The 25,370-nt window shown below is 59.2% G+C and carries 23 protein-coding genes and 1 tRNA gene; 8 read left to right on the top strand and 16 right to left on the bottom strand.

Annotated elements, in window-relative coordinates; genetic code table 11:
• Window positions 1-193: 193 nt before the first annotated feature.
• From DM806_RS09855 to DM806_RS09845, 3 genes are all read right to left on the bottom strand, one after another.
• Window positions 194-1,264 carry a phosphotransferase gene (locus tag DM806_RS09855; RefSeq protein WP_179043039.1) on the bottom strand — a complete coding sequence of 357 codons (1,071 nt, stop codon included), beginning with the start codon at window positions 1,262-1,264 and terminating at the stop codon, window positions 194-196.
• A complete protein-coding gene (locus tag DM806_RS09850) occupies window positions 1,261-2,460 on the bottom strand; it encodes an acyl-CoA dehydrogenase family protein (RefSeq protein ID WP_256869199.1) in 1,200 nt (399 codons plus the stop codon). Before DM806_RS09850 ends, DM806_RS09855 begins: the two co-directional genes overlap by 4 nt.
• A 630-nt stretch (window positions 2,461-3,090) precedes the next feature.
• Complete coding sequence (locus DM806_RS09845) at window positions 3,091-3,837, bottom strand: hypothetical protein (protein ID WP_179043038.1); 747 nt, start codon at window positions 3,835-3,837, stop codon at window positions 3,091-3,093.
• Window positions 3,838-3,913: 76 nt separating this feature from the next.
• Between DM806_RS09845 and DM806_RS26965 the strand changes: the two genes are divergently transcribed.
• A complete protein-coding gene (locus DM806_RS26965; protein WP_218647435.1) occupies window positions 3,914-4,273 on the top strand; it encodes a transposase in 360 nt (119 codons plus the stop codon).
• On the opposite strand, the gene DM806_RS09835 is transcribed toward DM806_RS26965, so the two are convergent.
• The 12 genes from DM806_RS09835 to DM806_RS09780 all read right to left on the bottom strand — a co-directional run bounded on the left by DM806_RS09835 (window position 4,244) and on the right by DM806_RS09780 (window position 16,795).
• On the bottom strand, window positions 4,244-5,851 hold the full coding sequence (locus DM806_RS09835; RefSeq protein WP_179043037.1) for a carbohydrate porin: 1,608 nt from the start codon (window positions 5,849-5,851) through the stop codon (window positions 4,244-4,246). The two genes, DM806_RS26965 and DM806_RS09835, sit on opposite strands and share 30 nt — an antisense overlap.
• Window positions 5,852-5,910: 59 nt before the next feature.
• Window positions 5,911-6,813 (bottom strand): alpha/beta fold hydrolase, encoded by a 903-nt coding sequence (locus DM806_RS09830; protein WP_179043036.1) that lies wholly within the window; start codon window positions 6,811-6,813, stop codon window positions 5,911-5,913.
• 72 nt (window positions 6,814-6,885) lie between these two features.
• Window positions 6,886-8,034 (bottom strand): AbrB family transcriptional regulator, encoded by a 1,149-nt coding sequence (locus DM806_RS09825; RefSeq protein ID WP_179043035.1) that lies wholly within the window; start codon window positions 8,032-8,034, stop codon window positions 6,886-6,888.
• A gap of 926 nt (window positions 8,035-8,960) precedes the next feature.
• Window positions 8,961-9,806 (bottom strand): SDR family oxidoreductase, encoded by an 846-nt coding sequence (locus tag DM806_RS09820; RefSeq protein ID WP_179043034.1) that lies wholly within the window; start codon window positions 9,804-9,806, stop codon window positions 8,961-8,963.
• A 269-nt stretch (window positions 9,807-10,075) separates the two neighbouring features.
• Window positions 10,076-10,603 (bottom strand): hypothetical protein, encoded by a 528-nt coding sequence (locus tag DM806_RS09815; protein ID WP_179043033.1) that lies wholly within the window; start codon window positions 10,601-10,603, stop codon window positions 10,076-10,078.
• 82 nt (window positions 10,604-10,685) lie between these two features.
• Window positions 10,686-10,991 (bottom strand): DUF1330 domain-containing protein, encoded by a 306-nt coding sequence (locus tag DM806_RS09810; protein ID WP_179043032.1) that lies wholly within the window; start codon window positions 10,989-10,991, stop codon window positions 10,686-10,688.
• Between the two features lie 76 nt (window positions 10,992-11,067).
• A complete protein-coding gene (locus DM806_RS09805) occupies window positions 11,068-11,865 on the bottom strand; it encodes an SDR family oxidoreductase (RefSeq protein ID WP_372859444.1) in 798 nt (265 codons plus the stop codon).
• Window positions 11,866-12,192: 327 nt separating this feature from the next.
• Window positions 12,193-14,085, bottom strand: a complete 1,893-nt coding sequence (locus DM806_RS09800) for a bifunctional diguanylate cyclase/phosphodiesterase (protein ID WP_179043030.1) — start codon at window positions 14,083-14,085, stop codon at window positions 12,193-12,195.
• A gap of 341 nt (window positions 14,086-14,426) precedes the next feature.
• Complete coding sequence (locus DM806_RS09795; RefSeq protein ID WP_372859456.1) at window positions 14,427-15,251, bottom strand: JAB domain-containing protein; 825 nt, start codon at window positions 15,249-15,251, stop codon at window positions 14,427-14,429.
• 122 nt (window positions 15,252-15,373) lie between these two features.
• The gene (locus tag DM806_RS09790) at window positions 15,374-15,850 is read right to left on the bottom strand and encodes a hypothetical protein (RefSeq protein WP_179043028.1); all 477 of its coding nucleotides are present in this window, start codon (window positions 15,848-15,850) and stop codon (window positions 15,374-15,376) included.
• Between the two features lie 41 nt (window positions 15,851-15,891).
• On the bottom strand, window positions 15,892-16,218 hold the full coding sequence (locus DM806_RS09785) for a hypothetical protein (protein ID WP_179043027.1): 327 nt from the start codon (window positions 16,216-16,218) through the stop codon (window positions 15,892-15,894).
• Window positions 16,219-16,279: 61 nt separating this feature from the next.
• Window positions 16,280-16,795, bottom strand: a complete 516-nt coding sequence (locus DM806_RS09780; protein WP_372859442.1) for a sigma factor-like helix-turn-helix DNA-binding protein — start codon at window positions 16,793-16,795, stop codon at window positions 16,280-16,282.
• A 256-nt stretch (window positions 16,796-17,051) separates the two neighbouring features.
• Here DM806_RS09780 and DM806_RS09775 point away from each other — a divergent pair, with 256 nt between their 5' ends.
• The 7 genes from DM806_RS09775 (at window position 17,052) to DM806_RS09745 (ending at window position 25,117) form a co-directional block, all read left to right on the top strand.
• Window positions 17,052-17,351, top strand: a complete 300-nt coding sequence (locus DM806_RS09775; RefSeq protein WP_179043026.1) for a ribbon-helix-helix protein, CopG family — start codon at window positions 17,052-17,054, stop codon at window positions 17,349-17,351.
• The gene (locus DM806_RS09770; protein ID WP_179043025.1) at window positions 17,348-19,438 is read left to right on the top strand and encodes a type IV secretion system DNA-binding domain-containing protein; all 2,091 of its coding nucleotides are present in this window, start codon (window positions 17,348-17,350) and stop codon (window positions 19,436-19,438) included. Before DM806_RS09775 ends, DM806_RS09770 begins: the two co-directional genes overlap by 4 nt.
• Window positions 19,435-22,389, top strand: a complete 2,955-nt coding sequence (gene mobF / locus DM806_RS09765; protein WP_179043024.1) for a MobF family relaxase — start codon at window positions 19,435-19,437, stop codon at window positions 22,387-22,389. The genes DM806_RS09770 and mobF overlap by 4 nt, the downstream gene beginning before the upstream one ends.
• Window positions 22,390-22,400: 11 nt before the next feature.
• Window positions 22,401-22,976, top strand: coding sequence for a restriction endonuclease (locus tag DM806_RS09760; protein ID WP_179043023.1), 576 nt, complete (start codon window positions 22,401-22,403; stop codon window positions 22,974-22,976).
• Complete coding sequence (locus DM806_RS09755) at window positions 22,973-23,479, top strand: lytic transglycosylase domain-containing protein (protein ID WP_256869196.1); 507 nt, start codon at window positions 22,973-22,975, stop codon at window positions 23,477-23,479. Before DM806_RS09760 ends, DM806_RS09755 begins: the two co-directional genes overlap by 4 nt.
• 425 nt (window positions 23,480-23,904) lie before the next feature.
• Window positions 23,905-24,054: a hypothetical protein gene (locus DM806_RS09750; RefSeq protein ID WP_179043022.1), complete on the top strand. Its 150-nt coding sequence runs from the start codon at window positions 23,905-23,907 to the stop codon at window positions 24,052-24,054.
• On the top strand, window positions 24,038-25,117 hold the full coding sequence (locus DM806_RS09745; protein WP_179043021.1) for a tyrosine-type recombinase/integrase: 1,080 nt from the start codon (window positions 24,038-24,040) through the stop codon (window positions 25,115-25,117). Before DM806_RS09750 ends, DM806_RS09745 begins: the two co-directional genes overlap by 17 nt.
• Before the next feature lie 71 nt (window positions 25,118-25,188).
• Here the strand turns inward: DM806_RS09745 and DM806_RS09740 are convergent.
• Window positions 25,189-25,264 (bottom strand) — tRNA-Lys (locus DM806_RS09740).
• Window positions 25,265-25,370: the final 106 nt, after the last annotated feature.

Below are 25,370 nucleotides of genomic sequence, written 5' to 3'. Positions count from 1 at the left end.
CCGTATTTAGAAATCCTCATCCCATTCTACCTGTAGATTGAGTTTTGTTGGCGATGTTTTCACTTACAACCTGCCTGCGGACAAACCAGTAATGGCAGTCGCAATGTTTAGCTGAATTAAACAGGGTGGCTGGTTCTGAGCCGGAAACGATCTGGTTGTTCCGGCGGTTCGCAGTGGTTGAACAGCTCCAAGTTCAGATTGGAGCATCCATGCTCTGGCAAGCGAGCCTTGCCAGGCGAGGATAGTTCGCGGCGCGATCCCGCGCGTGGGCAGACGCAGCAGTCCCCCGGATCACACGCCCCTTGATCCCGTGAAAAATCGCGGCGAGCCGGAAGAGATTGAATGTGATGTAGAAGTTGTACTCCTCAGGACGGATTTCCGGCCTGCCGGCATTTCGGAGATAAGCCGCGAGATAGTCCGCCTCCGACGGAATGCCGAGCTTCGCGAGGTCGGCACCCCCCAGGCCAGCGACGATGTCCGGGGGCATCCTGAACATCATGGCGTGGTAGGCGAAATCAGCCAACGGGTTCCCAAGCGTTGAAAGCTCCCAATCCAGTACGGCGATCACACGCGGTTCGATGGGGTGGAAGATCAGATTGTCACACCGGAAGTCGCCATGAACCACTGCCGCTTCGTCTCCGGGCGGGATATTGGCCGGAAGCCATTCGATGAGCCGGTCCATTTCGGCATCGCGTCCCGCTTCCGGATCCTCGCGATATTGCTTCGACCACCGGGCAATCTGGCGCTCGAAGTAATTCCCCGGCCGGCCATAATCTCCCAGGGCGAGCGCTTCCGGGTCGAACCCGTGAAGCAAGGCCAGTGTTTCGTTCATCGCATCGAAATATCGCCGCCTGTCTTCATTGCGGACTTCGGGGAAAGTGGCATCCCAAAAGACACGTCCTTCGACCATCTCCATGATATAGAACCAGCTGCCAATCACGTCGTCGTCTGTGCAAACGGCGAAGACATGCGGGACCGGGAAACCCGTCTCGCCGAGCGCCGACAATATCCGTGCCTCCCGGTCGATCGCATGGGCGCCCTTGAGCAGCGGGCCAGGCGGTTTTCGTCTCAAAACGTAGGAGCGCATCGGCGTAGTCAGCTTGTACGTCGGGTTCGACTGCCCGCCTTTAAACTGCTCCACGGAGAGCGGTCCCCTGAAGTCTTCGACATGCGCCGTCATCCACTTGGATAGGGCCGCTTCATTGAACTGGTGGTTTGCACGCACTGCTGTGGTGCCCAGATTGTCCGACGTTTCCGTGGTCATTGTTGCCGAGCCTTCCAGTCGCGCTTCACCTTTTTGGCCAAGCTCCATTTGTGCACTTCGGTCGGCCCGTCGTAGATTCTGAAGGCGCGGATCTCGCGGAAAACCTGTTCGACGATCGTCTCGCTCGAGACGCCGGTCCCTCCCATCACCTGGACGCAGCGGTCAGCCACCCGCATGAGGCCCTCCGAAACCGCGATCTTTACCATCGAGCTCTCCGCTACGCCGAGATGCCCCTCGTCAAGCACGGACGCACACCAGTCGATCATCAGTTCGGCCTGCTTAAGTTCGATAAGGTTCTCGGCCAGCATGAAGCCGACGCCTTCGTGATCGATCAGCGTCTTGCCAAAGGCCTCACGGCGACAGACATAATCGGTGGCAATTTCGTTGGCACGCCGGCATGTGCCCAGCCAGCGCATGCAATGGGACAGGCGGGCGGGGGCAAGTCGGATCTGAGCGCTATGAAAGCCCTCACCGGGTTGACCGAGCATCTGATCGGCGGCCACGCGCAAATTCTCGAGTGCGACCACAGCATGGCCACCCGGCATGGAACTGTCGATCGTATTGGGTACCCGTTCGATCCTCACAGCGGGATCGGGTAGATCGACCAGGAACATGCAAGCGCCCTCGTCGGACTTGGCCATGACTATGCCGACATGGGCGCCCTCGACTCCCGTAATGAACGCCTTTCGGCCATTGATGACCCAATGATCGCCGTCACGTCTGCACGTGGTGCGCATCATCGATGGATCGGAGCCTGCGCCGCCATCCATGGCCGGTTCGGTCATGAAGAAGGCGGATCGTGCCCTACCCTCGACCAAGGGCTTCAGAAACCGGTCCTTTAGGGCGGGGTTGGCGACCTTACTCAGCAAATACATATTGCCTTCGTCAGGCGACGCGGTGTTGCATGCGAGGGGCCCCAAGGGCGAGAGGCCCGTACGGGCAAGAACCACGGCCGTCTCACATTGGGAAAGGTGGCTTCCGTCCGGGAGGATATGTGGCGTCAACACACCAGCGGCGCGCGCCTTTTCTCGCATCTCAAAAACCAGTTCATCGGTTGGACAATCGTGATGGTCCCGCCGTGGATCGGTCTCATATGGAACGACAATCTCGCGCACGAATGCTTCGACCCGCGAAGCGATCTCTGCGCCGGTCGGAGAAGCGGCTTTCCCCATACTCATTGGACGGCGCAAGCCCATGGCATGTACTCAGGAACAAGGCTGATCAAGATGTAGCTCTCCCACACTAATTTCTTTTCCTTTTCGCTTCACTCATCGCTTGAAAGACCACACGGCGTTCGTGCTGCCCCGCAGCTTGGAGTTGTCGCCGCCATTCCCCGAAGGCGCAGGCCGGTATGACAGCCGGTCAGGAAGCTCAGTTTGCATATGCAAGGTCACGGTTGGCTTGGACCAGGCCAGTCAGTGCCTTACATTCCTCATCAGCCTGCACCGCGACCGGGAGTGGACTATGTTCCCCCAGGCTCGGGCCACACTTGCGAGACGGGACTTCTCAGATGAAATCTGCGATCAGCGAGGACCGCGATGTTGCGATACTCTGCGCTAGCATCGACCTGATCGAATATACTCTCCGTTTCCGTTGCGCCTGGCGAACCCCCTAGAGGTCGAGTTCATTCGGCTGACGATCAACATGATTGTGCCCTCCAGAAGCCGCGGCACAATATATTTCTCCTGACGGAGCTGTTTAGTTGTAGTGACCATTGACGCTGTCAGCCGTGTATTTCGCGAGTAGCTGCAAACCGGTCAGCGATCAGCCTCGTTGGGAATCCCGAATGTCGATTCGCGCAAGGGCTTCTTTCTGGAAATGAGTAATCAACCGTGGTTCAAACGGTGCGCGACCAGCGCCTTATCGACGGCAGCGAGCGCGCCGAGTACTTCCTCGCGCCAGCCGTCCGGCCGTAGCGAACGCACCGCATTGTGGGCAGCGCAGACGGCGGGCGTCTCGGCCCAGCGTTCGGCAAGGTTGCGCGCCCAGCTCGCGAACGCGTCGGCGGCCCCGGCTTCTGGTTGCAGCGCGCTCGCCAGCAGAGGATGGAACTGCAGCTTTGATTGTGATCGCCCCGGCAGCTGCTGGACGTTCAGCGTGTCGTCAACATGGACTATTCGACTGGGTCGATGGCGAACCAACACAGAGGCGACATGGACGCGATCGTCGTAGCAGACGAAGTCGACGCCATCGGGGATTGCGAATTCCAGGTCGGCCATAAAATGCCGTTGGCATTCCGCATGTTCGATTGGCAGAGGATCCCATGGCAGCTCGGGTGCCTCCCTATGGTGACGCCGCGTTCCGATCAACCGCGCCTCCGGGACGAGTTGATGCATCGTGCGACAAAAAACGGTATGGAAGGGGTGAACATTGATGATCGCGTCGATGGCCAAGCCATTATCCGTCAGGGCCAACAGCGCCTGCCGGTCTCTATCTTCAAGGGCGTAGCTATCAATCGCCAAAAACCGGCCGTCGCCCTTGCGGATAAGCGACATATGGGTGCCGACATCCCCCATGCCGTCGATCTCAAAGGAACCCCGAATGTTCCAAAAGCCTGGGGATAGTTCGCGCAAGGCGTATTCTCCGATTGTTACCTTTTCCCGCAAACCTGAGGGAAAAATCTGTTCCTTGCTATAGTGTTGTGCACAAATGAAATCATCCGTTCACGAACAACCGGTGTTCCGTGCCAGTGCAGCTCGGATCATTCTCCTGGCCCGGCAGCAACGGTGCGATCCGCACCGTTTGCCCTCTCTCAACTCCTACTACTTGGCTGCCATCATTCGCTTTACGTTCCAGCGCTTCGACGCCATCGATCAGACAGTTTCCGGTGTCGGGCCGGAGACTGCCTGCGCTATCATCGCGTTCGCGTCCGATCTACGCGCCGTCGCCAGCGGACGAAACTTTTTCGCGTGGCTGGGCCTGATGCCGCGCCAGCGGTCGACATGTGGCAAGGCCAGCTGGGCTCGTTTTCCATCTGGATCAAAAATTCGTACGCCGGAGTCTCGGTAGGCCAAATGCTTCGTTCAGCTCGAAATCGAGCATTACTCCGATCTGCAACGCATGCGTCACGCCTGGCCGCGGGTTGGGGAAATAGATTTGATCCGGGTGCCAGATATATTCGAGATATGGTTGTATCTTGAGCCCTGGTGCAACCGCTGCACCATAGTTCACTTCCACCATGTACTCCTTCCTCGAGAATTTATGATCTATTCCCTGCAGGCGGACGATGTCGTTAGCGACACGGCGCGTGGAACGGTCGATCCATAGGGTCTGAAATACGATACCCGCCGTATCATTTGGACGAGCTTTAAATGGCCCGTAATCGAGCGCGCCTAGCACGATACCGGCACTTATCGGCGGGTTTCCCTTGGTCGTTACATTGGCCGCGCCAAAGAGTGTCAGCCCTCGGGTGCCCCTCGGATCTGGCTTCCATACCATCTGTTGTGCCTGGAGATAGACTGAACTCTGCTTGGTATGTTGAAGCGGTGTTCCACCATAGATAACCAAATTCTCGCCAGCGACGTTTCTGATCGGATCATTGTATCTCGATGTGTCGAAAGTCGCGCCTATCGTGTATGCGCGCGGATAGAGGTCGTCAGCAAAACTGGTCTTGTATCCGATTTCGACGGGGAGCAGCGCGCCATCCGCGCGCGAGAAGGACCAGTCCTTGCCCGGCCAACCTCCATGGCCCGCTCTGGTCAGAATCGGCTCGTTCGCGTAAATTGCCGCCTTGATGTAGGTGTGTGTCGTTGGTTTGAAGAGCACGCGTGCTGCCCAGCTTGATGTTACGTACGGTGGGCCACCGTTGTTGCCCATAAAGGTAACAGGACTTGCACAAATGATTGTGGAGAATTGACAGTACAGTTCCGAGGAGTCGAATTCGCCGCCTTTGTTAAATCGGCCAACCAGTATGTGCAATTTGTCAGAAAGAATGGCTTGATCCCATGCAAATTCACGCAACTGCAAACCGTTATGATTTCCGAAAGTACTCGTGACTGATAAAACCGATCCAGTATGCTGCCACCACCTTCCCCGGCCAGAGATAGCGGTGACAGAAAAGTGAATCTTCGCCCCATCGATACCGGCAATCTTCTTCATGTCGGCGTCCAAGCCGAGTTGAGTCCAACTCCCCCCATAGGATCCACCATCGAATCCACCGGAGGGAACGCCCTGGAACTCGGAAAAATCAAAGCCGTTGAGGTAGAGCCCGGCTTTCTGCAGCGCAGAACCTATGGCTGTTACCGGTTTATTCTGCAGATTAAACAGGTAGGGCGACTGGGCCGAATTCACAGGGATGGTCGACGCGTTTTGCGGTTCGGGGGCCTCGATCGCTGGAAAGCCCAGCGGAGTTGTAGACGGTGTTTCTGCGGGTAAGTCTTGAGGTGCAGCTGACGCCGTAGTCGGCAAAAGCAGCACGGCTGATGACAAGAGGACAGCAGATTTCCAAGATACACGCGGCCCTAACGGAGGATTTAACAAAGGATCAAGTAGCATCGGCGTTACCTCCATTGGAATTTGTTCTTCTGATTCGTTGGGAAGATTTTTCCTGGTCGGCTTCGAAGAGAGCCGTGACACCGACAGGAACATCGAGCCGCTCGAGCAGGGCCGCCGATACTTCCTCTTGCCCGCTATTGGAGAACAGAAGCCTACCGGGCGGTGGCGACCAGCGACGCCGGCTCGTCTTCGGACAGGAACCGCTTCAGGTCCGCCACGTAACTTTCGAACCGGTCGTGATGGACCCAGTGTCCGGCTCGCTCGTAGCTTGTGACCATCGCTTGCTTGAAATTGTCCGCGCGCCCGTCGTCGCCAGGATGGCGCGCCCAGCTGTCCCGACCGTGTATGAGCCACACCGGACAGTCGATAGCGCTCCAGACATCGCTCAGCTCGTCGCTTGTAATGTCCGTCGGCATCGGCAGCCGGACATAATTGTCGAACTTCCAGCTGTACGTGCCGTCCTCGTTGCGGCGGGTGCCGTGCACTGTCAGGTGTCGCGCCTGTTCTGCGGACAGATGCGCATTCTTCTGCTGCATGCGGGCATAGGCCTGCTCAATCGAGGCATAACGACGCGGCGCACGTCCGCTAAGCGCGCGTCGTTCGTCGATCCAGGTTCGCCAGCGTTCGGTGACCGGGATCTGCGGCGTCTGGTCGAGTGGCGACGGGCCAAGCCCTTCTATTACGGCGAGCCGGTGGACGCGCTCGGGATGGGTACCGGCATAGCGCAGAGAGATCGCGCCACCGAGCGAATGCGACACGATGGAAACGGGCCCGTCTGTACACTGTTGGATCAGCTGCGCCAGATCGGCGACGTAATATGGCATCGAGTAGCTCCCGTCCGGAGACCAGGCGCTGTCGCCATGCCCGCGCAGATCGGGGCAGATGATGTGCCAGTCGTCGCGCAGCTCGCGCGCCACCCAGTCCCAGTTACGCGCATGATCCATCCCGCCGTGGACGAGCAAGAGCAAGGGCGCGTCGGGATTGCCCCAATCGAGATAGTTGAGCGTCAACCGCTGTGACACGAAGCGATGCGAATTCGGGCCGAGATCATGCACTGTTTTGTTCCCTTAGACCGTTGCGTTTGCGGCTGAATGGGTGATGTCCCGACAGGCTAGCACGTCCGTTGATCAGTCGGTCGGATGCTCGTGCGGGATGTTGCCCATGACCTTTGGCTGATCGCCGCACTCGCTCGTACCTGCTGACCGCATGCGCCGCGCGACGAGCCTAGCGAGGCTGGGACCAATCAGCAGCACCACGACGAACCGGAACACCTGCATCGACGACACGAAGGGCGTATCGATCGGCACCGCGCTTCCGATGATCGCGACCGAGTCCACGCCTCCCGGGCTCATCGCCAGATAGGCGGTCATCAGGTCACGCCCGGTCAGGTGGGCGAGCACCGCCCCACAGCCGGCAAGCAGCCCGATCTGCGTGCAGACCGCCGCTGCGATCCAGGGTATCGCCTTGCGGGCAACCGCGATGATCTCGGGCGTGAAGCCAAGTCCGATCCGCCACGCCAGCAAGAAATAGGATACTGCCAGCAACCAGCCCGGCAGCTGCGGTCGAACGAGTCCTGCGGCCTCAAGGCCGGCCCCAAGGAAGATTGGTCCGAGCAATTGGGCAGCGGGAAGACGAAGCAGCCGGCCGCCATAAATGCCAACTACGCCGATCACGACGGTCTGGGCCAGCCCAAGCGCGTCTAGCGGCGGGAACCAGGCTCCGCCCGGCGGCGGGCTCTCGGTGTGGCCGGTTGCAACGGCGGCGACCAGCGAGGCGAGCACGGCCACGAAGCAGATGCGCAGGTAGCTCATCACGGCAACCAGTTGCCATGGCGCGCCCTCATCACGCGCCATCATCACCATTGCCGCCGCCGCCCCCGGCATCGAACCCCAGACCGCGACAGTGCCGGGCAGGAGCCGCCACCGAGTCATCACCCACCCGATCAGCATACTGAGCGAGATGGTCGTTGCTGTGATGCCGACGAACAGCCAGGGCTCCTGGGTTGCTGTCGCGAGGATCGACAGGTTGAGCGACGGGGCGATCATAAGGCCGATGATTGCCTGGCTGCCGTCGGACACGGACTCGGAGATGTGGAAGGTGCCGCCACGCGCCGAAAAGATGATCGCGACTATCATCGGCCCCAGCAGCAGGCCGGCCGGCAGGCCCAGTCGTTCAAGGAAGGCGGCAAGGAGGCACGACGGTATCAGCAGCGAAAGGAATGCGCCAAGCCGCGCCAAGCCCGGTGGGCGCCGCGAGGGCATCCGCGCGCTGCTCATAAACTTAATCCTTTGCCTGCATGGCGCGGTCGCAGTTCCGGTAGCGCGCAGATTCGACCCTTGGCCTGCCCTGCGGTGCAGTTGGGATCAGTTGCCGGCGCGTCCATCGCTGTAAGCTCGCGCCCCAAGCTTGCCCCGGATGCAGCCTTGACCTTGAACAGGCTTGCCGGAGCGAAAGCGGGGCCATCCTGGGGCGCGAGCGCCTTCAGCGCTGCGACTATCTTGGGCGGGCCCACCGTGGCGGCCCAGACGCTCGGCCCGTCGGCGTATGCCGTCCAGCCATGGGCCTGGATGCAAGCCACATCGAAGTCGGAGGTGCGAGTGGCGACGCCTTCTTCGAGGTTTCGGGCGCGTTCGTTGACGACTGGATGAGCAACGACGGAGTGATTTCGGTCTGAGCGAGCGGCGCCCGCTGAACGATGCCCTTGCATCGCCAGCCGCCGCCGCTGGGAGTCGGGCCATATCGGCCCTATACCCGTCGCTAGACTTTTGAACATGAGATCTCTCAGTTGAATTCGGTCATCGGCGACGGCCGGCATATCGTGATACTTTGCTGCTGGATCGACTTGATCGAATATTCCCACCGTCGCATTTTGCGAACTCCGTGAGGTAGCGCTCTTTGGACTGACGGACGGGACGATTGTGCTTACCGCATGCGGCGAGACAATACATTTTCTCTGGCGAACCCGTTTAGCTGCAATAGACAATATAATGCTGTTGGCCGCGCATTCTTCGAGGCAGGCGACGACGGGGCGGCACGCACAGCGCCGCCCGTCTTGATCGAACGGCAATTCCAGCCTCGCTCCACGGCGTTTTTGACCGGATAGCGCGATCGCGCGTAGGGCGGGGCCGCTCAACGTCATTGTCGCGAATGTGACAGAGGCAGAATGACGTGCTTTAAGAGGCTTGCTGGCGGCTCGATGCCTTCACTTCGGCACCGATATTGTCCGCTGAGACTGTATCGATGTGCCTGCCCAGGCGTCCCAGGTGGCGAGGCGTGCCTCGTAGGTCGCGCGAGCAAGCTGAAGGGGAACGGCTCCAAGAAAGATGCGCAGCGGCGGCTGATCCGCATCAATGACTTTCAGGATTGCATCCCCCGTCGCTTGTGGATCGCCTATCGTATCCGGTTCGAATGAAGCATAAAGGCGTGCGCGCGGCTCGTCGTATGCCGCGATCTGAGTGGAAAATTTCATCGAGGATGGATCGCCAAAGTCGGTCGCATAGCCGCCAGGCTCAATAAGCGTAACTTTGATACCAAGGTTGCCCACTTCCTGCGATAGAGAATCCATCATGGCTTCAAGTGCCCATTTCGAGGCGTGATACAGGCCAAGCGTCGGAAAGGCGACCACGCCACCGATGCTGGAGACGGAGAGAATGTGACCGCTGCCCTGCCGACGCATGATCGGCAGCACGGCTTGAGTCCCCCAAAGAGCGCCAAGGACATTCGTTTCCAGTTGCGCGCGCGCATCGGCGGCGCTGACCTCTTCGATGGCACCGCTCAATCCGTAACCGGCGTTGTTGATGATGACGTCAATTCTGCCGAAGTGCTCGTGTCCCTGCGTGACGGCAGCGAAAACAGCATCTCGATCCGTTACGTCGAGAGTCAGGGGCAGAAGGACGTCGTTGCCATAGGATGTCCGGAGAATTTCCAGGCTGTCGATATTGCGGGCGGTAGCGATCACCCGATCGCCGCGCTTAAGCGCGGCCTTTGTCCAAACACGCCCGAATCCACGAGACGTGCCGGTAATGAACCAAGTTTTCCGTTCGGCCATATTGTTTTCCTTCAATTTATTCGCAGTTTAATCGCGCAAAGCAGCCGGGGCGGTTGAAGGATCCCACTGCTGCCCGCCCCGCTTTCTTCCTGTATTCCCAGCGTCGCCTAAGTTGTCTTTTCCGTTCAACGAGCGGGTTACAGTTTGTTCGACGAACCTTGCTGTGGCCTTTCCCTTGCCAAGGGGGTATTATTTGGGCTTCGCAAGGTTGCGGCACACAGACCAAGGGCATCCTGCGCAGTTCAGTCACCGACTACGATCCGTTGAACTCAGCCGGAATCCGCGCCAAACGCGATGCCAGCATCTGGCGAGGTGGCCATAAACGCCAGCAGCCATTGGAGATACGCTTGCCCCCGCCGCTCGGCCAAACCGTCCAGGAGAAGTACCAAGCCGGTCTGCACCGCCAAGCCCATCCCTGCGCCTTGCCACGCACTGCCGTGCGGCGAAAGGACGAGCAGCGCCAGTCCCGCAGCGAGCACGGCGATCTCGATCCGTATGCTGATGGCGTAGCTCTTCAGCACGGCCTGCATCCGTGGTACTTCCTCCCCCACAATGCGTCCCGGCTCTTGGGCAACGAGATGTTGGACGCGTTCGAGGTCATCGGGACTGCGCCACCAGTAGGTGATACCGACGTTGATCTGGATCAGCGCGCTGACCGCCAATACCCATGCTACTCCCCACCAGAAGGGGCCGTGGCGCCATCCCCAGACCGCCAATGCGATGACCAGAGCAATGGTCCCGACGATAATGAATCTCAGGCCACCTGTCCGTTCGGCATTGAAGTAAATCCTGATCATATCAGCAGCCCCGGCTCCCTTGCGGGCCTCCTAGCGGACTCAAATCGTCGACCGAGAACTATCGCATCGCTCATAGTTTGGATCAGTGGACAGGGCCGGTCCAGGATTCCAGGATGAAGGCGAAACCATCCGAGGCCTTATGCCGAAATGCGGCGACCCGCTGATAATCTTCGGAATAATACCAACTTTTCGCGGCTTCGAGGTCGGCACATTCGATAACCACGCCATAGGTGATCGGCAGCCCTTCCTCCACGACAAACGGCACGGGGCCAGCGAAGAACTTAACTCCGGGCGTCGCTTCGATGAGGGGAACCACCTGGCGACGATATTCCGCCAGACTCTCCTCATCATGAACGTTGCTGATGCAAAATATGACGTAGGCGGCCATTGATATCCTCCGCGATCTATTTGGGTTGCAAATCGAAATACTTTGAGACTGAGATTTATGCCCATCGAGCCCGACGTCAGGCGTTCTGGGTCCACTCAGTCTCCTGCCACTTCTTTGCCGCATCGATCGTTTCGGACGGGCGCATCGTGCGATAGAGGTGATCCTCGGCCGTAATGATTTCGACCATCGCGTCGATCATTTCCTTCGGATCATTCTGATTGGCGAGGGCACCGCCGAAATCCGGCATCGGGACAACGGCTGTTTTCTCATCGTACCACTGCACGTGGCTCTCGGCACCCGTATCGTTAAAGCCCGTGCTGAACATGCCGGGATTCACGGTGGCGACCTTGACGCCGTGGGGCTCCAGCTCGGTCTTCATGGCGCCGGCAAACGCCTCGATGGCATGCTTGGTGGCGCAGTAGGCCCCGATAAAGGGAAGCGCCATGATGCCGCCCATCGACGAGAGCCACACTACCTTGCCGGACTTGCGCGCCACCATCTTGGGAACGATGCCCTGCACCAGCTTAATTTGGCTAAATACGTTGACCTCGAACGATTCGCGGACCCGCTCAATTGGAATATCGACGACCGACCCGCTTTCCATGATGCCGGAATTGAGCACCAGTACGTCAGGGTCGTAGGTTGCGGCATGAGCGAGGTCGATATCGTTCAGCAAGTTAAGCTTGATGACCTCGAGCTCGACACCCGCTTCCGCCGCATCGGAGCGAAGGCTGCGCACCTGCGGCCAGGTTTCGGCGGTCGCGATGACCTGGTGCCCCTGGCGGGCAAGCTCGATCGCTGCCCCGAGACCGAAGCCGGAACTTGCGCCAGTAATAAGAATCTTCTTTGTCATGCTATCCTTCTTTCTCTGCATCTTTCAGGCTTCGTCGGGCTTCACGGTGGGGAGCCTGGTGTTGAGCAAAAACCCGGATATAGAATCTTCAGCCAAGCTTTGCGGTAGGACTGCTGAAGATATGTCATCCTGATTACCGCAACAATCGCATCAGGTTTTGATGACAGGATGAAAGAATTTCACTAATTGCCGGCGTCATCCTTCTCGATGGTGGCATTACCCGTGCCGCGGATCTGGCCAGGAACGCCCTTGCTGATGCAAGTCTCAGTGTTGTCTTTCAGAGACGGACGTGTTGGCCTGAAATCCACCTCACCGTGGCCGTTCTGATGAAGTTCCAATTGGCATTACTCAGCTTCGCTTGACGGCGAAGGCATTGTCATCTCGATGTCTTGCGGCCCTGGAAGGCTCACAAGTAACCCCATGTGTGCGAACAATAGGGATAGGATGGTCGCCGGAGATAGAATGCCGCAACGCCAGTTGCGCTGCCTCTGCCTGCGGGCGTGCAGGGGCGTATAAATAGCCTTGGCACGCGAAGCATTCCAGTTCCGTCAGCAAAGCCGCCTGCTCCACGGTTTCGACGCCTTCGGCTGTTACGCTGGCGCCGATTTTACCTGCGATCGAGATTATCGCCGAAATAATGGTAGCGCTGAGTTCGTCGGCTGGCAGGCGCTCGACGAATGATCTGTCGATCTTGATGATGTCGATCGGAAGATTGAGAAGATGTGTCAGGGAGGCATATCCCGTGCCAAAATCATCGAGCGCAATGCGGATGCCACGTCGACGCAATTCGTGAATCACGTCAATCATCAGGTGGGCCCGTTTGTCCAGATACGCCCCTTCGGTGACTTCCAAGCATAGATTGCTCAACAACTCTTTGTCGTCACCAAATGTCTGGTCAATGAGCTCGAGAAGTTTCCCGCCTTGCAAATCCACCGTTGTAATGTTGATGCTGATCGGTGAAAGCGGAATGCCCAGGTTCCTCCAGCGTTTCATGTCGCTGGCAACCTGCCTGAGCATCTGACGGGTTATTGTCGATGCAATCCGTGCATCCGTTGTCGCTTCGCTGAACGACGAGGCAGTCACGATTTCTCCTTCCGGGGTCGTCATCCGACAGAGCGCCTCAAATCCAATGATCTTCCCGCCAGCCAACTCTACGAATGGTTGATACCATGCTTCGATCCTGCCTTCGTCGAGAGCCGATTTCACAGCATCGATGGACGACAATCGGGCGACGATGCTGCTATCGAGTTCGGACCTGAAGCATATAAAACCGCCTGGATGCGTATCCTTGGCGTGATATAGCGCGATGTCCGCATTTCTATAGACAGCGTAGGCGCTGTCTTCATCTCCGGAAACGATCGCGCATCCGATGGTGGCTTTCGGCGAAATCGAGAAGGATGCAAACTCTATCGGCTGTCTCAAAGCCTCGTGTATTTCTTCGCCAAGGACGCTGACTCGGGCCAGGCGGTCCGGAGCCATGACCACTATCGCAAATTCGTCTCCACCGGTTCGAAAGATGCGATCTGGAGCGGCAAGTTGACCCATACGAGCAGATGCTTCCTGGAGCAGTCTGTCTCCCGCAGCATGCCCGAAAGTGTCATTGGTCATCTTGAGATTATCGAGATCGATCAGGAAGATCGCCCATATTCCGGGACGGGAGCATCCCAAATGCGCCAATGCATGTTCGAAACTACTGCGGTTAGGCAGGCCTGTCAGGGCGTCGATAGAGGCGCGCCGTTCTCGGTCCTGCACGCGGGAGGCTCGCGCCAAGGCGAGATCGCACAGGTGCATGCACAGTTTGACCAAGTCCCGTTCCGCACGGCGAGGTCCGCGGGATTGACGGAAATAGAGTGCAAATGTTGCGATGACGGAACCGGATACGTCAAGAAGAGGAGATGACCAGCAAGCCACAAGACCACCCGCGAGCACTGGTTCAGCATATCCTATCCAACGCGGGTCAGACGCAATATCGCGTACTTCTACGTTTCTACGGGTATATGCGGCGGTTCCGCAGGATCCAACCTGAGGTCCGGCCGCAATGTTGTCCAACAGACCGGAAAAATCGGGCGGCAGACTGGGCGCAGACAAGGGGTGCAGCAGGCCACTCGCGTCCACGGTCAAAATGGAGCAGACGATATCAGGAAAGCGCTCTTCGACGCTACGACAGATATGGTCAGCCACTACGCTCAAGGGTTCTCCCTTGGCTATGTGTTCAAGTATTTCCGCTTTGAATTTGAGCACTCAGCTTATCCGACAGCTTCTTTATCATCCGCTGCCTAGCGTGCTCAGATTAACCTCTAGCTTTCATACCATAGTCAACGCATATTAAATTACATTCAAAGTGAATATAATCGGCTAACAACCTTGTGGCGCAAGAACTCGCCTTACGGGCATGTTCCGATACAAATTTCGTTGAGCTATCCCATGCGGCTGTATGAAGGGGCGCTATACCTGATACTTCAGTCATCCACGGGATGACAAGATTTCATAGGGACGTCAGGGATGCGACCTCTTTGAAACCTCCTGGGAAACAGGAACAGCCGGTCAGCCTCTGGAGAATGGCATTTTGTCGGATCTGCAGGTCATTGTTCATGTCCGCCAAAATAAGTCTCGAGGGCTGTCCTGGCCTGAAGCGTCACCTCGACGAAATGACGGCGGCCATCATAGGGATCGTTGACCTTAATCATAAGCCCCGCCTTGCAAAGCTTGTTGACGATACGCAGCGCTGTGCTCGGCGTCGCGGTGGAAGCGCGGCACAACGTATTGATCGCAATTTTCTCGCCTTCCGCTCCCTTGATGAAGACCTCAATCAGCATTTCCCATGCAGGCTCGCCAAACAGTTCCGGCGACCCCACCAGCGCACGCCGGAGTTGGCGGCGCTCCCGGATGGCTCTTGCATTCTCGAGAGCCACAACATGACCGTCAAAGCGATCCCCGGTTTTTGGACCGAGACTATCTCGAAGAATCTGAGAACTGTTCGATGATCCGTCTGGCAGGGGGGCACAGCGCCACGCTACGCTGACAGCGCGGGTTGCGGTAACGACGATATGATCGACGATTTCGATATCCAGAGAACGACCTATTTCCGACAAGGTCCGTGTGACGACAATGTCGTTTTCGCTAGGGTTTGGGTCCCCACTTGGATGATTGTGGACAAGGATCAATCCCGCAGCCTCGAGTTCCATAGCCCGGCGAAAAATAGTGCGAGGATAAAGCGCGAGTTGCCTGAGAGAGCCTAACTGCAGCTGTTCATCCGCTATCAGATGGCCTGCGCTGTCAAGAAATATGACCCGTAAGACTTCGTCCGGAAGAGCGCCCATGGAAGCCATCAGATATTGAAGCAAATTGGGGCAGTCTCGACTGATCGGAAGAGTGGCAAATTCCTCCCGCATTCCTTCAAGGAGCACCAAGCGAGCCCCCAGCAATATCCGGGCGACGACTGCATGACCGCCGAGCACGCGCTCCAGTGACTCTGGGCTTTGAGCGAGGATGCGCCCGATGCTTCGAAATTCGTCGAAGAGGGCCTTCGCTAGCTGGCCTCCATCGACCGGCTCGATGATTTCAAGGAAGTCTGCCAGGATGGATCGCTGCCGTTGCGTTGCAGACGCAGCCGATGTCGCCAGGTTCCGAGGGCCAGAAGCGGAGGGAGAAGCCAGGATGAGGCAACCTGCATCGTCAAATAGGCGATTGGATGCATGCTCAAATCCAGCGCCCGGCTGAAATGGGCCAGAAGTGGCAGTATCTGAAGGACGGCAGCCGCCATCGGCCAGAACCTGTGCGCTACGATAGCCAGCGAGATCGTCGATGCCGCCGCAACGAGATCGATCGCAAGATGACCGGTGTCGACCGTCGCAAAGTGGGCCGGCATGAAGAGGTGAAGAGCCTGATCCATCAAGGCCATGGCAATCAGGATAGCGGCCATAGCCCGTTCCGGCATGCCTCCTTTCCAGATGGCGTATCCGATCGCCATCGACAGGAATATCAGAAACAGGGCGATGCGTAGCATTCCGTTTCCAAATCATGTCGATGGCTCCTGGTCAATCGACTTTAGGCGACGGCGGCGAGGTGAGAGGGCGCTACGGCCATCGAAGGACATTCGTGGAGATCGAGACCTGCGGTCTCCTTGCCGATATCGGCAAGTTCACCATGGGCCCGCAGAACCTCGTTGCTGATATCGATCAGCGACATCTGCGCCTTTGCGAGACGTATGATGGTCGCTTGCCCCGTTTTTGCGGCGACGCTGGTCTCACGCCGGGCAGTCACGACGCTGGTCATGAGCGTGGAAAGCGCAATGATTGCGTCGTCGATGCGGGCTTCGGCGCCAGGCACATCGCGTTGCAGACGGGCTACCGCGAACGATTCGGAATTGGACATAACTTCTCCTTCGCCGGAAGCGCGAAGCGCTTCCGGGCAATGTTGGGCCAGATTGTCAGGATCAGTTGGAAACGAGGCGCGTAAGCGTCTCGGCAATGCCGAGGCCCAGAAACACGACGATGACTAGGGCGGTGAGCATAGTCACCATAATCATTATGCGTGCCGGGATGCTGTAATCGTGTCTCCACCCTTCCTGGAACGGCGCCAGAAAATCCTTCCTTTTGCCCCCGGTCCCGATGCTGGGCGCAATACTATCGCTCAGCAAAAGAACCGATGACGGGTCGCCGTCCGAAAAGTCTGATGGCACCAGGACAGGCAGCGGGGGAAGCTGCACTGGATCATATGTGACGCGATCATATACACTCTTCAATCTGGTGTAGATGACTGCCGCCTCATCGCGGTCCGCTGCGCCGAGAACCTTCCGGGCGGCGGTGATGCGCTGATCGACAGTGGGCTTAGAAATCTGAAGAACCCGGGCGATTTCTTTCGAACTCTTGCGTTCAATGACAAGGTCCAGGCAGGCGCGATGCTTGTTGGTAAGACGGGACCAGAGGGAGAGGTCGTCCGGATCTTCCACTGATGCCTTCCTCCTGACCAACCACTCGATAGGCAGTGCACAATCTCCACACGCCATCAAGGCGATTCGCCCCTAGGAAGCATATCCATCCTCCTCATGTGAAACACCCCGCAGTCGGTAACGGCCGAAAAGCATTCCTATAACCTTCCGATCATGGATTTTCGAATCGTCGTGACTTGCGCCACGAACGCGGATTCAGTAACGTGCTATGGCTTCATGACATCTGCGAAGGTCTCCGGACAAGGAGGCCCTTCGCTTGCCCAAGCTCAATTTCCGTCTCGATGAGTCGCTGCATGCTGCCTTGATGCGCCGTGCTCGCGGTGCAAACCTCTCTTTGTCGGGCTTCATACGGCAGCTGCTTGAGCAGGCGGTCGATGAACGCAAGCGCTACGTCTTCTCCTCCCAGGACGAGATCCTTGCCACTTCGATCCAGATCCTGTCGATCGTCGCGACATCCGTCGGCCAGCAGTCTCCCAAGGCGCTCGAGCAGGGGATGGCGCAAGCCCGCGCTATTCTTGCCGAACGCGGCCTGCTGGGCGGGGAGGATGCCCTATGAGCATCTTCCGCAACGATATGCTGGGGTCCTGGACGCGCGGCGGACAGGCGATAGTCCACAACGTCCGCATGACCACCCAGGTCTTTTACCAGACCATATTGGCCGGCTTCATCATCTGGATCATCGGCACCCTCTGGTATGCCTTCGAGAAATCGACCGAATATGAGCGTTTCGTCCTGCTCAAGCTGGTCGAGGCGACGATCAAAGTCGATGCAGCCGGCGGGACCAATGACCCGGTACAGTTTCGCACGCCGGCAGGCCTGGATTACTGGACTTCGGCGGACTGGCTAGTCGCGTCGGCGCTCGCGAAGAATACCTTGCGGTCTTTCGAGGGTTATCTGCTGCATGGGGCGCTAATTTCGGGGCTGTTCACGTTTGTCATGCTCGCCTGGGCGTGGTTCTATTTCACGCGGACGGGCAGGGGGCTCGGCTCCAACGAATATTTGCGCGGGGCGCGCTTCGGCACCATTCGCCAAGTCCGACGCGCGCTATGGGGCCAGAAAAAAGGGCCGCTCGTCATCGGCGCCGTTCCAGTTCCCGAGGCCTTTGAGCCCGAGCATATCCTGCTCTGCGGCGCTCCGGGTACCGGCAAGACCAACCTTATCGTCGGCATGCTCGAGGGTATCCGTAAATCAGGCCGTCGCGCGATCGTCTATGACACCGCCGGCACCTTCGTCGAGAAATTCTATCGGCAGGACACCGACATGCTGCTCAACCCGCTCGATCAGCGTACGGCTCGCTGGTCACCCTGGGTCGATGTGCCGCGCGACTATCATTATGACCAGATCGCGGAGTCGACTATTCCGGACAAGCATGGCGATCCCTTCTGGGCCAAGGCGGCGCGGGGCACGCTGGTCGCGGTCATGCGCAAACTCGCCCGTCAGAAACATACCTATGTCTCGGTCCTGCTCGATCGGCTCTTGCGTTCGAAGCTCAAGGATCTGGCCGCCTTCGTGACCGGTACGGACGCCGCCGCCTTCATCAGCGCCGAAGGCGAACGGACATCCGCAGGCATCCAGGCCGAACTCGCTTCGGTCATGCGCAGCTTCGGCTATCTCGACGATACCGAGGACGGCTTCTCGATCCGCGACTGGGTAGAGAAAGGCGCGGAGGGAAGCTGGCTCTTCATCACCGTGAAAGCCGATCAGCTTCCCTCGCTGCGCCCGCTCATCACGGTGTGGCTCGACATCGCGATCAGTGCGATCATGAGCCTGGCGCCGGATCGCGACCGGCGGCTCTATTGCGTGATCGACGAACTGCCGACGCTGCATAAGCTGCCCTCGCTTTCGGATTTTCTTGCCCGAGCCCGCAAATATGGCGGATGCGGCATTTTGGGCTTCCAATCCTATCCCCAGCTCAAGGCCACCTACGGCAAGGAAGATGCCGCGGCGATCACCGGCTATTGTTCGACCTGGGTGGCGCTGCGGGCGAACGATACCGACACCGCCGAGCATGTCTCGATCAACCTCGGTCAGGTCGAGCAGGTAGAGGCCAATGAGGGCATGTCCTATGGCGTCAACGACATGCGCGACGGCGTCAACCTGTCGCGCATGCAGGTGACCCGGCCGCTGGTCATGCCGACCGAGGTCACCAACCTACCCAATCTGGTGGGCTTCCTGCGCTTCGGCCGCAATCTGCCCGTGGTCCGGTTCGATAGCCGCTTCAACGACATTCCATCGCTGGGAGAGGCCTTCTCAGAGCGTACGGACCCGCCCGCCCAGATGGACAAGGCGCAAATACTCGTTCGCATTGCCCACGCCGAATCTCGGGTCCGTGAAGCCATGGAGCGCGAGGCTGCGCAGACGCCGCCAGCCCCCAACGCCGGGGAAAAGCCGTCGAAGAAGCCCCAGGCATCCCACGAGACGCCAACGCCACCGTCACCACAGCCGGATCTGTTCAGCCCTCCTGCGCCCGATATCGATCCGCAGCGGGTCGCGGATATCCTGCTGAATGAAGAGCATGCCGAGCTTCCGGTTCCCGCGCGATCCCTGTGGACTATCCTTGCCGGCAAACAGGGAGAAATCCGCTCCGAACTTGTCCAGCATGGCCGTGAAGATGGACCGCGCGAACAGGCGAGGCCGGCATGATCCAGCCCCAGCGCCTCCATGGGCAACCCGCTAACATTGCCCGCTATTATACGGTCGGCGACTATTACACGAAGGGCGGGAACGAACCTTCGGAATGGGCCGGCAAGCTTGCGGCTGATCTTGGGCTGTCAGGCGCGGTCGATCCAACGCTGTTTCGTGAACTTTTGGCCGGCAAGGTTGGCGACCAGCAACTGGGCCGCCATCGCGCCGATGGGCAGAACCAGCACCATCCCGGCTGGGACTTCGCGGTCAACGCACCCAAGTCCGTGTCGATCATGGCGCTGGTGGCCGGGGACGAACGCGTTATTGCCGCCCATGAGGGCGCGGTGACCGGCGCTATCGCCTATCTGGAGGAACAGGCGCAGTTGCGCCGCCGGAACGAAGGCAAGATCGTTCACGAAACCACCGGTCGCATCCTCGTCGCGCGCTTTACCGAACATGGCAGTCGCGAACTCGATCCCCATCTCCATACCCATCTGGTCGTCCTCAACATGACCAATCGCGAAGCCGGCGATCCCATGGCGAGCCTGGAAAGCAGGGTCATGTATGGCGAACAGCGCGTCGCGGGTCAGATATATCGCAATGCCCTGGCCTTTGGCTTGCGCGAGGCTGGCTATGAGATCGACACCAATCCGCGATCGGGCCTCTTCGAGATACGTGGTGTTCCCGATGATCTGATTGAACAATTCTCGCAGCGCGCCGAGGCGATCGAGGAACATGCCCGCGAACATGGGCTGGTCGGGCAGAAGGCCCAGCGCGCCTCTTTCTACGCCACGCGCAAGGCCAAGGTGAAGATCGGCAAGGAAGACCTTGTCGCGCGGTGGCACCAGCGGACCGGGCCACGGCTCGACGCGCTTCGGTTGATCACCGCCGAAACGTATGAGCGAGAAGGCAGGCACTTGCCACCCACCGAACGGGAGGCGTCGCGTGCCGCGCTGTTCGGCCTGCGGCAATTGGACACGACCGAAGCGGTCAACAATCTGGGCGATATCATGCGCACTGGTCTCGCCGCCCATGTCGGCGAAGTCCGGCTCGAGGATATCCGTCCCCGCATCGAAAACCACGAACTGGTACGCAAGCTGCTGCCGACCCATGAGCAGACCGGCGACAAGATACTGGCACGAGGGCGAACCAGTCGCAAATCCTGGCGGCTGGAACTGGCGCTCACCCAGCATATCGCGCTCGGCCTGAATGATGCTCGCCCGATTGCCTCAAGTGATCGATTGCTTACCGTGCTGGAGGGGACCAGCCTCAACAAGCAGCAGCAGAATGCCCTTGTCGAGACGGCGCTGACACGCGATCGCATCACCGCCATCCACGGTGTCGCGGGATCCGGCAAATCGACGCTGGTCAGAGTGTTGGGAGAGGCGGCTGAGCCCGGCACGACCTTGATCGCCCTGGCGCCCACATCTTCAGCGGCCGCCGAACTGGGCAAGAAAGCAGATATCGCCTCCTATACCGTGGCCGGTTTCGTCGCGCGAGGCGGGCAGGGGATCACCGACCGCCATGTGCTGGTCCTCGACGAGGCGGGGCAACTGAGCAACCGCCAGGCCCAGCGGCTGCTTGAAATCAGCAGGACGACGGGCGCACGATTGCTGCTGCTGGGCGACGAGAAACAGACTGGCGCCATCGAGCAGGGCAAGCCGTTCTGGCTGATGCGCAAACTGGGCCTGCCGACGGTCGAACTTACCGAAGCCGTGCGTCAGGAAACCAAATCGATCAAGGCGGCCGTCACTGCCGCACGCTCGGGCAACTTCGCCGAGGCATTGGCAAAGCTCGATAGCGTCAGCACCGTTACCGACAATGAGAGGATGGCCGAGCAGGTCGTGCATGCCTGGATACGGCTCAAGCCGGACTCGCGGGCCGGCACCAATATTCTCGTCCTCGACAATGCGACCCGCCTCATCGTCAACAGCAAGATTCGCGATGCGCTGAAAGACGTGAATGGTCTCGCCGCCCAGGACACCCGACTGTCCATCCTCGCGCCCGCCGGCCTGACCGACATTGAAAAGCATATGGCGCGTTTTTACGGCACTAGTCAGATTGTGCGCTTCGACCGTGATATCGTCGGTTTCGGTGTCGCCCGCAATACCGACTATCGCGTCATAGGACTGGGGCGTGAACCCAATGGCCGACAGGTCGTGCGCCTCGTCGATGAGCAAGGCCGCACGATTCGATGGGATCCGCAGACGACCAGGGCTCGGCATATCAACATATTTAATCCGGAGCATCGCGATCTTGCCGAAGGAGACCGTATCCAGTGGCGTCTCGTCAACCGTGAACTGGATCTGCGCAACGCCGAGCGCGGGACGGTGGAGAAGCTGGAAGGGGCGGTGGCAACGATCCGCTGGGACCGCGACGAACGTGTGCAACAGGTCGATCTCTCCAAGCACCGGACCTGGGATCATGGCTATGCCGAGACCGTCTATTCCGCTCAGTCCAAGACCTATCCGCGGGTCTTCGTGCTTGCCCCGGTCGAATCGCCGCTCGTCAACGCCCAGAATTTCTACACGGCCATCACCCGCGCGGCCTTCGGCGCAAGGCTTTGGACCAACGACGTCAAGGCGTTGATCGCCAAGCTCGAGCGGCAGTTAGGTGAGAAAACATCATCGTCGGAAGGGTTGGGGCGGCTGAAGGCAGACCGTGTCGATTCACTCTCGAACCGCCATGGACAGCATCTGGCCAATCTCAAGGCTGACAAGGAGCGAATGCGCGCGGAGCGGCGCGATCGCATACTCGAACGGCATCTCGATCGCCGGGAGCGTCCGCCGCGCGGTACCGCCGAACATCTCGCCGAGCGCGCGCGCAGCGTTGCACAGGTCCTGGACCGCTTTCTCGAGGGCATTCTCGACCGCGCCCGCACCGATCGCGGCGCACCAGACAATCAGCCGGTGCGGCCAGCGCCATCGCCTGTCCATCACCCCGAGCCGTCTTACGGCCCCGAGCGATAAGGTCCTCTTTCATGCTCTTTGCCCTGTCCGCGTGCATGCTCATCACCCTTGCCGTCGTCTTCCATCAATTTCAGATGCCGGTGAAGCATCGCTGGCGAAGGCAGCAGGCCAGGGCCATGGCGGCTCAACTTCGTGGGCGTGACCGGGCGCAGCCGCCGCAGCTTCTCTATGCCCGCTTGCGCGCCATGGACCCGCTCGCTTTCGAGGAACTTCTGCTCGAGAGTTTTGAGCGCCGTGGTCACAAGGTCATTCGTAACCGCCGTTACACCGGTGATGGCGGGATCGATGGACAGGTCGTGATCGATGGCGCTGTCTGGCTGATCCAGGCCAAACGCTATGCTGATACGATCCGGCCGGAGGATGTCGCGGCATTTGAGGCGCTTTGTCGCACGAAAGGGCGACGCGGTCTCTTCATCCATACGGGGCGGACCGGGCCGCAAAGCCGGGCGGCCGCGGCTCATGGCAGCACTGTCGAAATCATTTCCGGCCGCGCGCTTCTGGCTTTGTTGACAGATGGGTCGTTTCCAGACTTCGCTGGCCAGATGCGGCATGATCGAACGGCGTCAAAATCGATGAGGGCTGTATGATGCGTTTCGCACCCTATCTCATCGGTGCATTGCTGTGCGCAGTGATGGCCTCGTCGTCCCCGGCGCAGGCCAGGACGCGCAATCCGGATGATGAACGTCTCATCGGTGCGTGCATCCGTCGGGCCTCGCTTGGCAGGCCCTGGCTCGAGAAGACACTCTTGGGTCTGCGCGACCAGGAGGCCGGCTGGATCGGTGCGGAGGTTGCCAACACCAACGGCACCCATGACCTGGGGCCCTTGCAGATCAACAGTTGGTGGGTCGGGCGCATCGCCGCGCATATTGGTCGGCCGAAAGCCCACGTGCGCCATTGGCTTCGTTTTGATCCCTGTTTCAACGCGGAGGCCGCACGGTGGGTGTTTCTGTCCGCCTTGCGGACGACGGGAGACTATTGGAAGGCAGTCGGCATCTACCACAGCCCGACAGCGTGGCGTCAGCGAAACTATATCAGCTCTGTGGCCATGCACCTGATTGGACGGTTCGGGAGCGACGTGTTTATGCGCTGAACCTTAGCCCGGTACCGCAGAATTGAGATGGGAAACCGATAAAGGCCGGCCTTTAAGTTACTCCAGACTATGATACTATCTGCTTTGCTTCATGACATCGCGCGGGTGCTCCTTTGAGGAGCGCACAATGCGTCTTTCCATCTTCCAGACTTTGGGGTCGGCTTTTGCCCCCGTGGGCGTTGCAACCACCATCAGTCGCTGTTGGGACGGGGAGGTCCATGCATCACCAGTGGCGCCCGCCGGGACGCAGCGCTCTCCAGCGCTGCCAGGTGTAACCTCATATCTCTCCAACCGACTCGCCAAGGAAGGGAGGGGGGAGTGCGGCGGGCAGGGGACCACGAGTTGGGTTCACGCCCTACGGCCTCGCTGTGGCCGGACAGCGTAAATCCTCGCCACGACGCCCCAGTCTCGCCCAGGCCATCCGTATGGCCCGCGAGGGCGGACTGACGATCGTGCGTACCGAGATCCACCCGGATGGGCGGATCATCCTCGTGCATCTGGAAACGGAACCATCCGCGGTTTCGTCGACCCCGTTCGACGAATGGAAGGCGCGGCGCGATGCGCGTCAATCTTAAAGGTGTCCACAGGGTACGCAAGAAATTGGCGAGCGGCCTATACGCAACCTACTATTATGCCTGGCGCGGCGGGCCCCGCATCGAGGCCAAATTCGGTACGCCGGAATTCCACCAGGCTTATGTCACGGCGCACAATGAGCGAAAAAACAGGCATAAACCAAGCGACACGCTCAACGGCGTGTTTCGGGCATTCGAGCAATCCACCGATTATACCCGTCTCGCGCCCCGCACCCGCAAGGACTATGGGAAGCATCTGAGATTCATCGAAACGGAGTTTGGAGATTTTCCGACAGGCGCGCTCGGTGACCCGCGCACGCGCGGCGAGTTTCTGGCCTGGCGCGATCGAATTGCCGGCACATCGGAACGCACGGCAGATTATCGCTTTGCCGTTTTGGCGCGCATTCTTGCATGGGCGCTTGATAGAGGACTGGTCATCGCCAATCCCTGCAAACGGCCCGGTCGTCTATATCAATCCGGCCGCGTCGATTCCGTCTGGAAAGACGGTGACGAGGACGCCTTCTACCGACACGCGCCGCCCCACCTCCATTTGGCCATGACACTCGCCTTGTGGACAGGGCAGCGTCAGGGCGATCTCATCAACCTGCCCTGGACGGCGTATGACGGCGCGGAAATCCGTCTTACGCAGGGCAAGACAAAGAGCAAGGTGAAGAACCGCAAGCCCAAGCGGGTGATCGTTCCTGTTGGAGCACCGCTCAAGCTTGCGCTGGACGCTTTGAAAGCCCGCTACGACGTCGAGGGGAAGTCGTTGCCGGCAACGATCCTGCTCACCGAACGCGGGCAATCCTGGACGAGCGACGGCTTTCGGACATCGTGGCGCAAGGCCTGTGTGAAAGCCGGTGTCGCTGGTCTCACCTTCCACGATCTGCGGGGCACTGTCGTGACCCGTCTGGCGATCGCAGGAGCGAGTGTTCCGCAGATCGCGACGATCACCGGGCATAGCCTCAAGGACGTCGAAACGATCCTTGATACGCACTATCTCAAGCGGGATTCCGAGATGGCGGAAACGGCCATTTCGAAGCTGGAAAACAGGGGGAAATTGTAAACCAAGCTGTAAACTGGAGGGGGTGGGTCCAGCTTTGGACCTCAAACCACCCTCTAAGTCTTTGAAATATATGGTGGACGCACTTGGGCTCGAACCAAGGACCCGCTGATTAAGAGTCAGCTGCTCTACCAACTGAGCTATGCGTCCACGCTGGGCTTTCCGCTTGACCCCGTGGGGTGTCGCTCCGGCGTGGGCGGGCTGTTAGCAGTCGCCTGCGATTCTGCAAACAGTAAATTGCTTTGTTACGCAATTT

Origin of the sequence: Sphingobium lactosutens (genome assembly GCF_013393185.1) — a bacterium.
Classification (GTDB): Bacteria; Pseudomonadota; Alphaproteobacteria; order Sphingomonadales; family Sphingomonadaceae; genus Sphingobium; species Sphingobium lactosutens_A.
The sequence above is the reverse complement of the archived record's forward strand: the minus strand, read 5'-3'. Positions and strand labels throughout refer to the sequence as shown.

Bases quoted from the DNA above. Each gene is read 5' to 3' on its own strand.
- DM806_RS09855 (WP_179043039.1), bottom strand. From the start codon at position 1,264: ATGACCACGGAAACGTCGGACAATCTGGGCACCACAGCAGTGCGTGCA.
- DM806_RS09850 (WP_256869199.1), bottom strand. From the start codon at position 2,460: ATGGGCTTGCGCCGTCCAATGAGTATGGGGAAAGCCGCTTCTCCGACC.
- DM806_RS26965 (WP_218647435.1), top strand. From the start codon at position 3,914: ATGAAATCATCCGTTCACGAACAACCGGTGTTCCGTGCCAGTGCAGCT.
- DM806_RS09835 (WP_179043037.1), bottom strand. From the start codon at position 5,851: ATGTTCCTGTCGGTGTCACGGCTCTCTTCGAAGCCGACCAGGAAAAAT.
- DM806_RS09825 (WP_179043035.1), bottom strand. From the start codon at position 8,034: ATGAGCAGCGCGCGGATGCCCTCGCGGCGCCCACCGGGCTTGGCGCGG.
- DM806_RS09820 (WP_179043034.1), bottom strand. From the start codon at position 9,806: ATGGCCGAACGGAAAACTTGGTTCATTACCGGCACGTCTCGTGGATTC.
- DM806_RS09815 (WP_179043033.1), bottom strand. From the start codon at position 10,603: ATGATCAGGATTTACTTCAATGCCGAACGGACAGGTGGCCTGAGATTC.
- DM806_RS09810 (WP_179043032.1), bottom strand. From the start codon at position 10,991: ATGGCCGCCTACGTCATATTTTGCATCAGCAACGTTCATGATGAGGAG.
- DM806_RS09805 (WP_372859444.1), bottom strand. From the start codon at position 11,865: ATGCAGAGAAAGAAGGATAGCATGACAAAGAAGATTCTTATTACTGGC.
- DM806_RS09790 (WP_179043028.1), bottom strand. From the start codon at position 15,850: ATGCTACGCATCGCCCTGTTTCTGATATTCCTGTCGATGGCGATCGGA.
- DM806_RS09785 (WP_179043027.1), bottom strand. From the start codon at position 16,218: ATGTCCAATTCCGAATCGTTCGCGGTAGCCCGTCTGCAACGCGATGTG.
- DM806_RS09770 (WP_179043025.1), top strand. From the start codon at position 17,348: ATGAGCATCTTCCGCAACGATATGCTGGGGTCCTGGACGCGCGGCGGA.
- mobF (WP_179043024.1), top strand. From the start codon at position 19,435: ATGATCCAGCCCCAGCGCCTCCATGGGCAACCCGCTAACATTGCCCGC.
- DM806_RS09760 (WP_179043023.1), top strand. From the start codon at position 22,401: ATGCTCTTTGCCCTGTCCGCGTGCATGCTCATCACCCTTGCCGTCGTC.
- DM806_RS09755 (WP_256869196.1), top strand. From the start codon at position 22,973: ATGATGCGTTTCGCACCCTATCTCATCGGTGCATTGCTGTGCGCAGTG.
- DM806_RS09750 (WP_179043022.1), top strand. From the start codon at position 23,905: ATGGCCCGCGAGGGCGGACTGACGATCGTGCGTACCGAGATCCACCCG.
- DM806_RS09745 (WP_179043021.1), top strand. From the start codon at position 24,038: ATGCGCGTCAATCTTAAAGGTGTCCACAGGGTACGCAAGAAATTGGCG.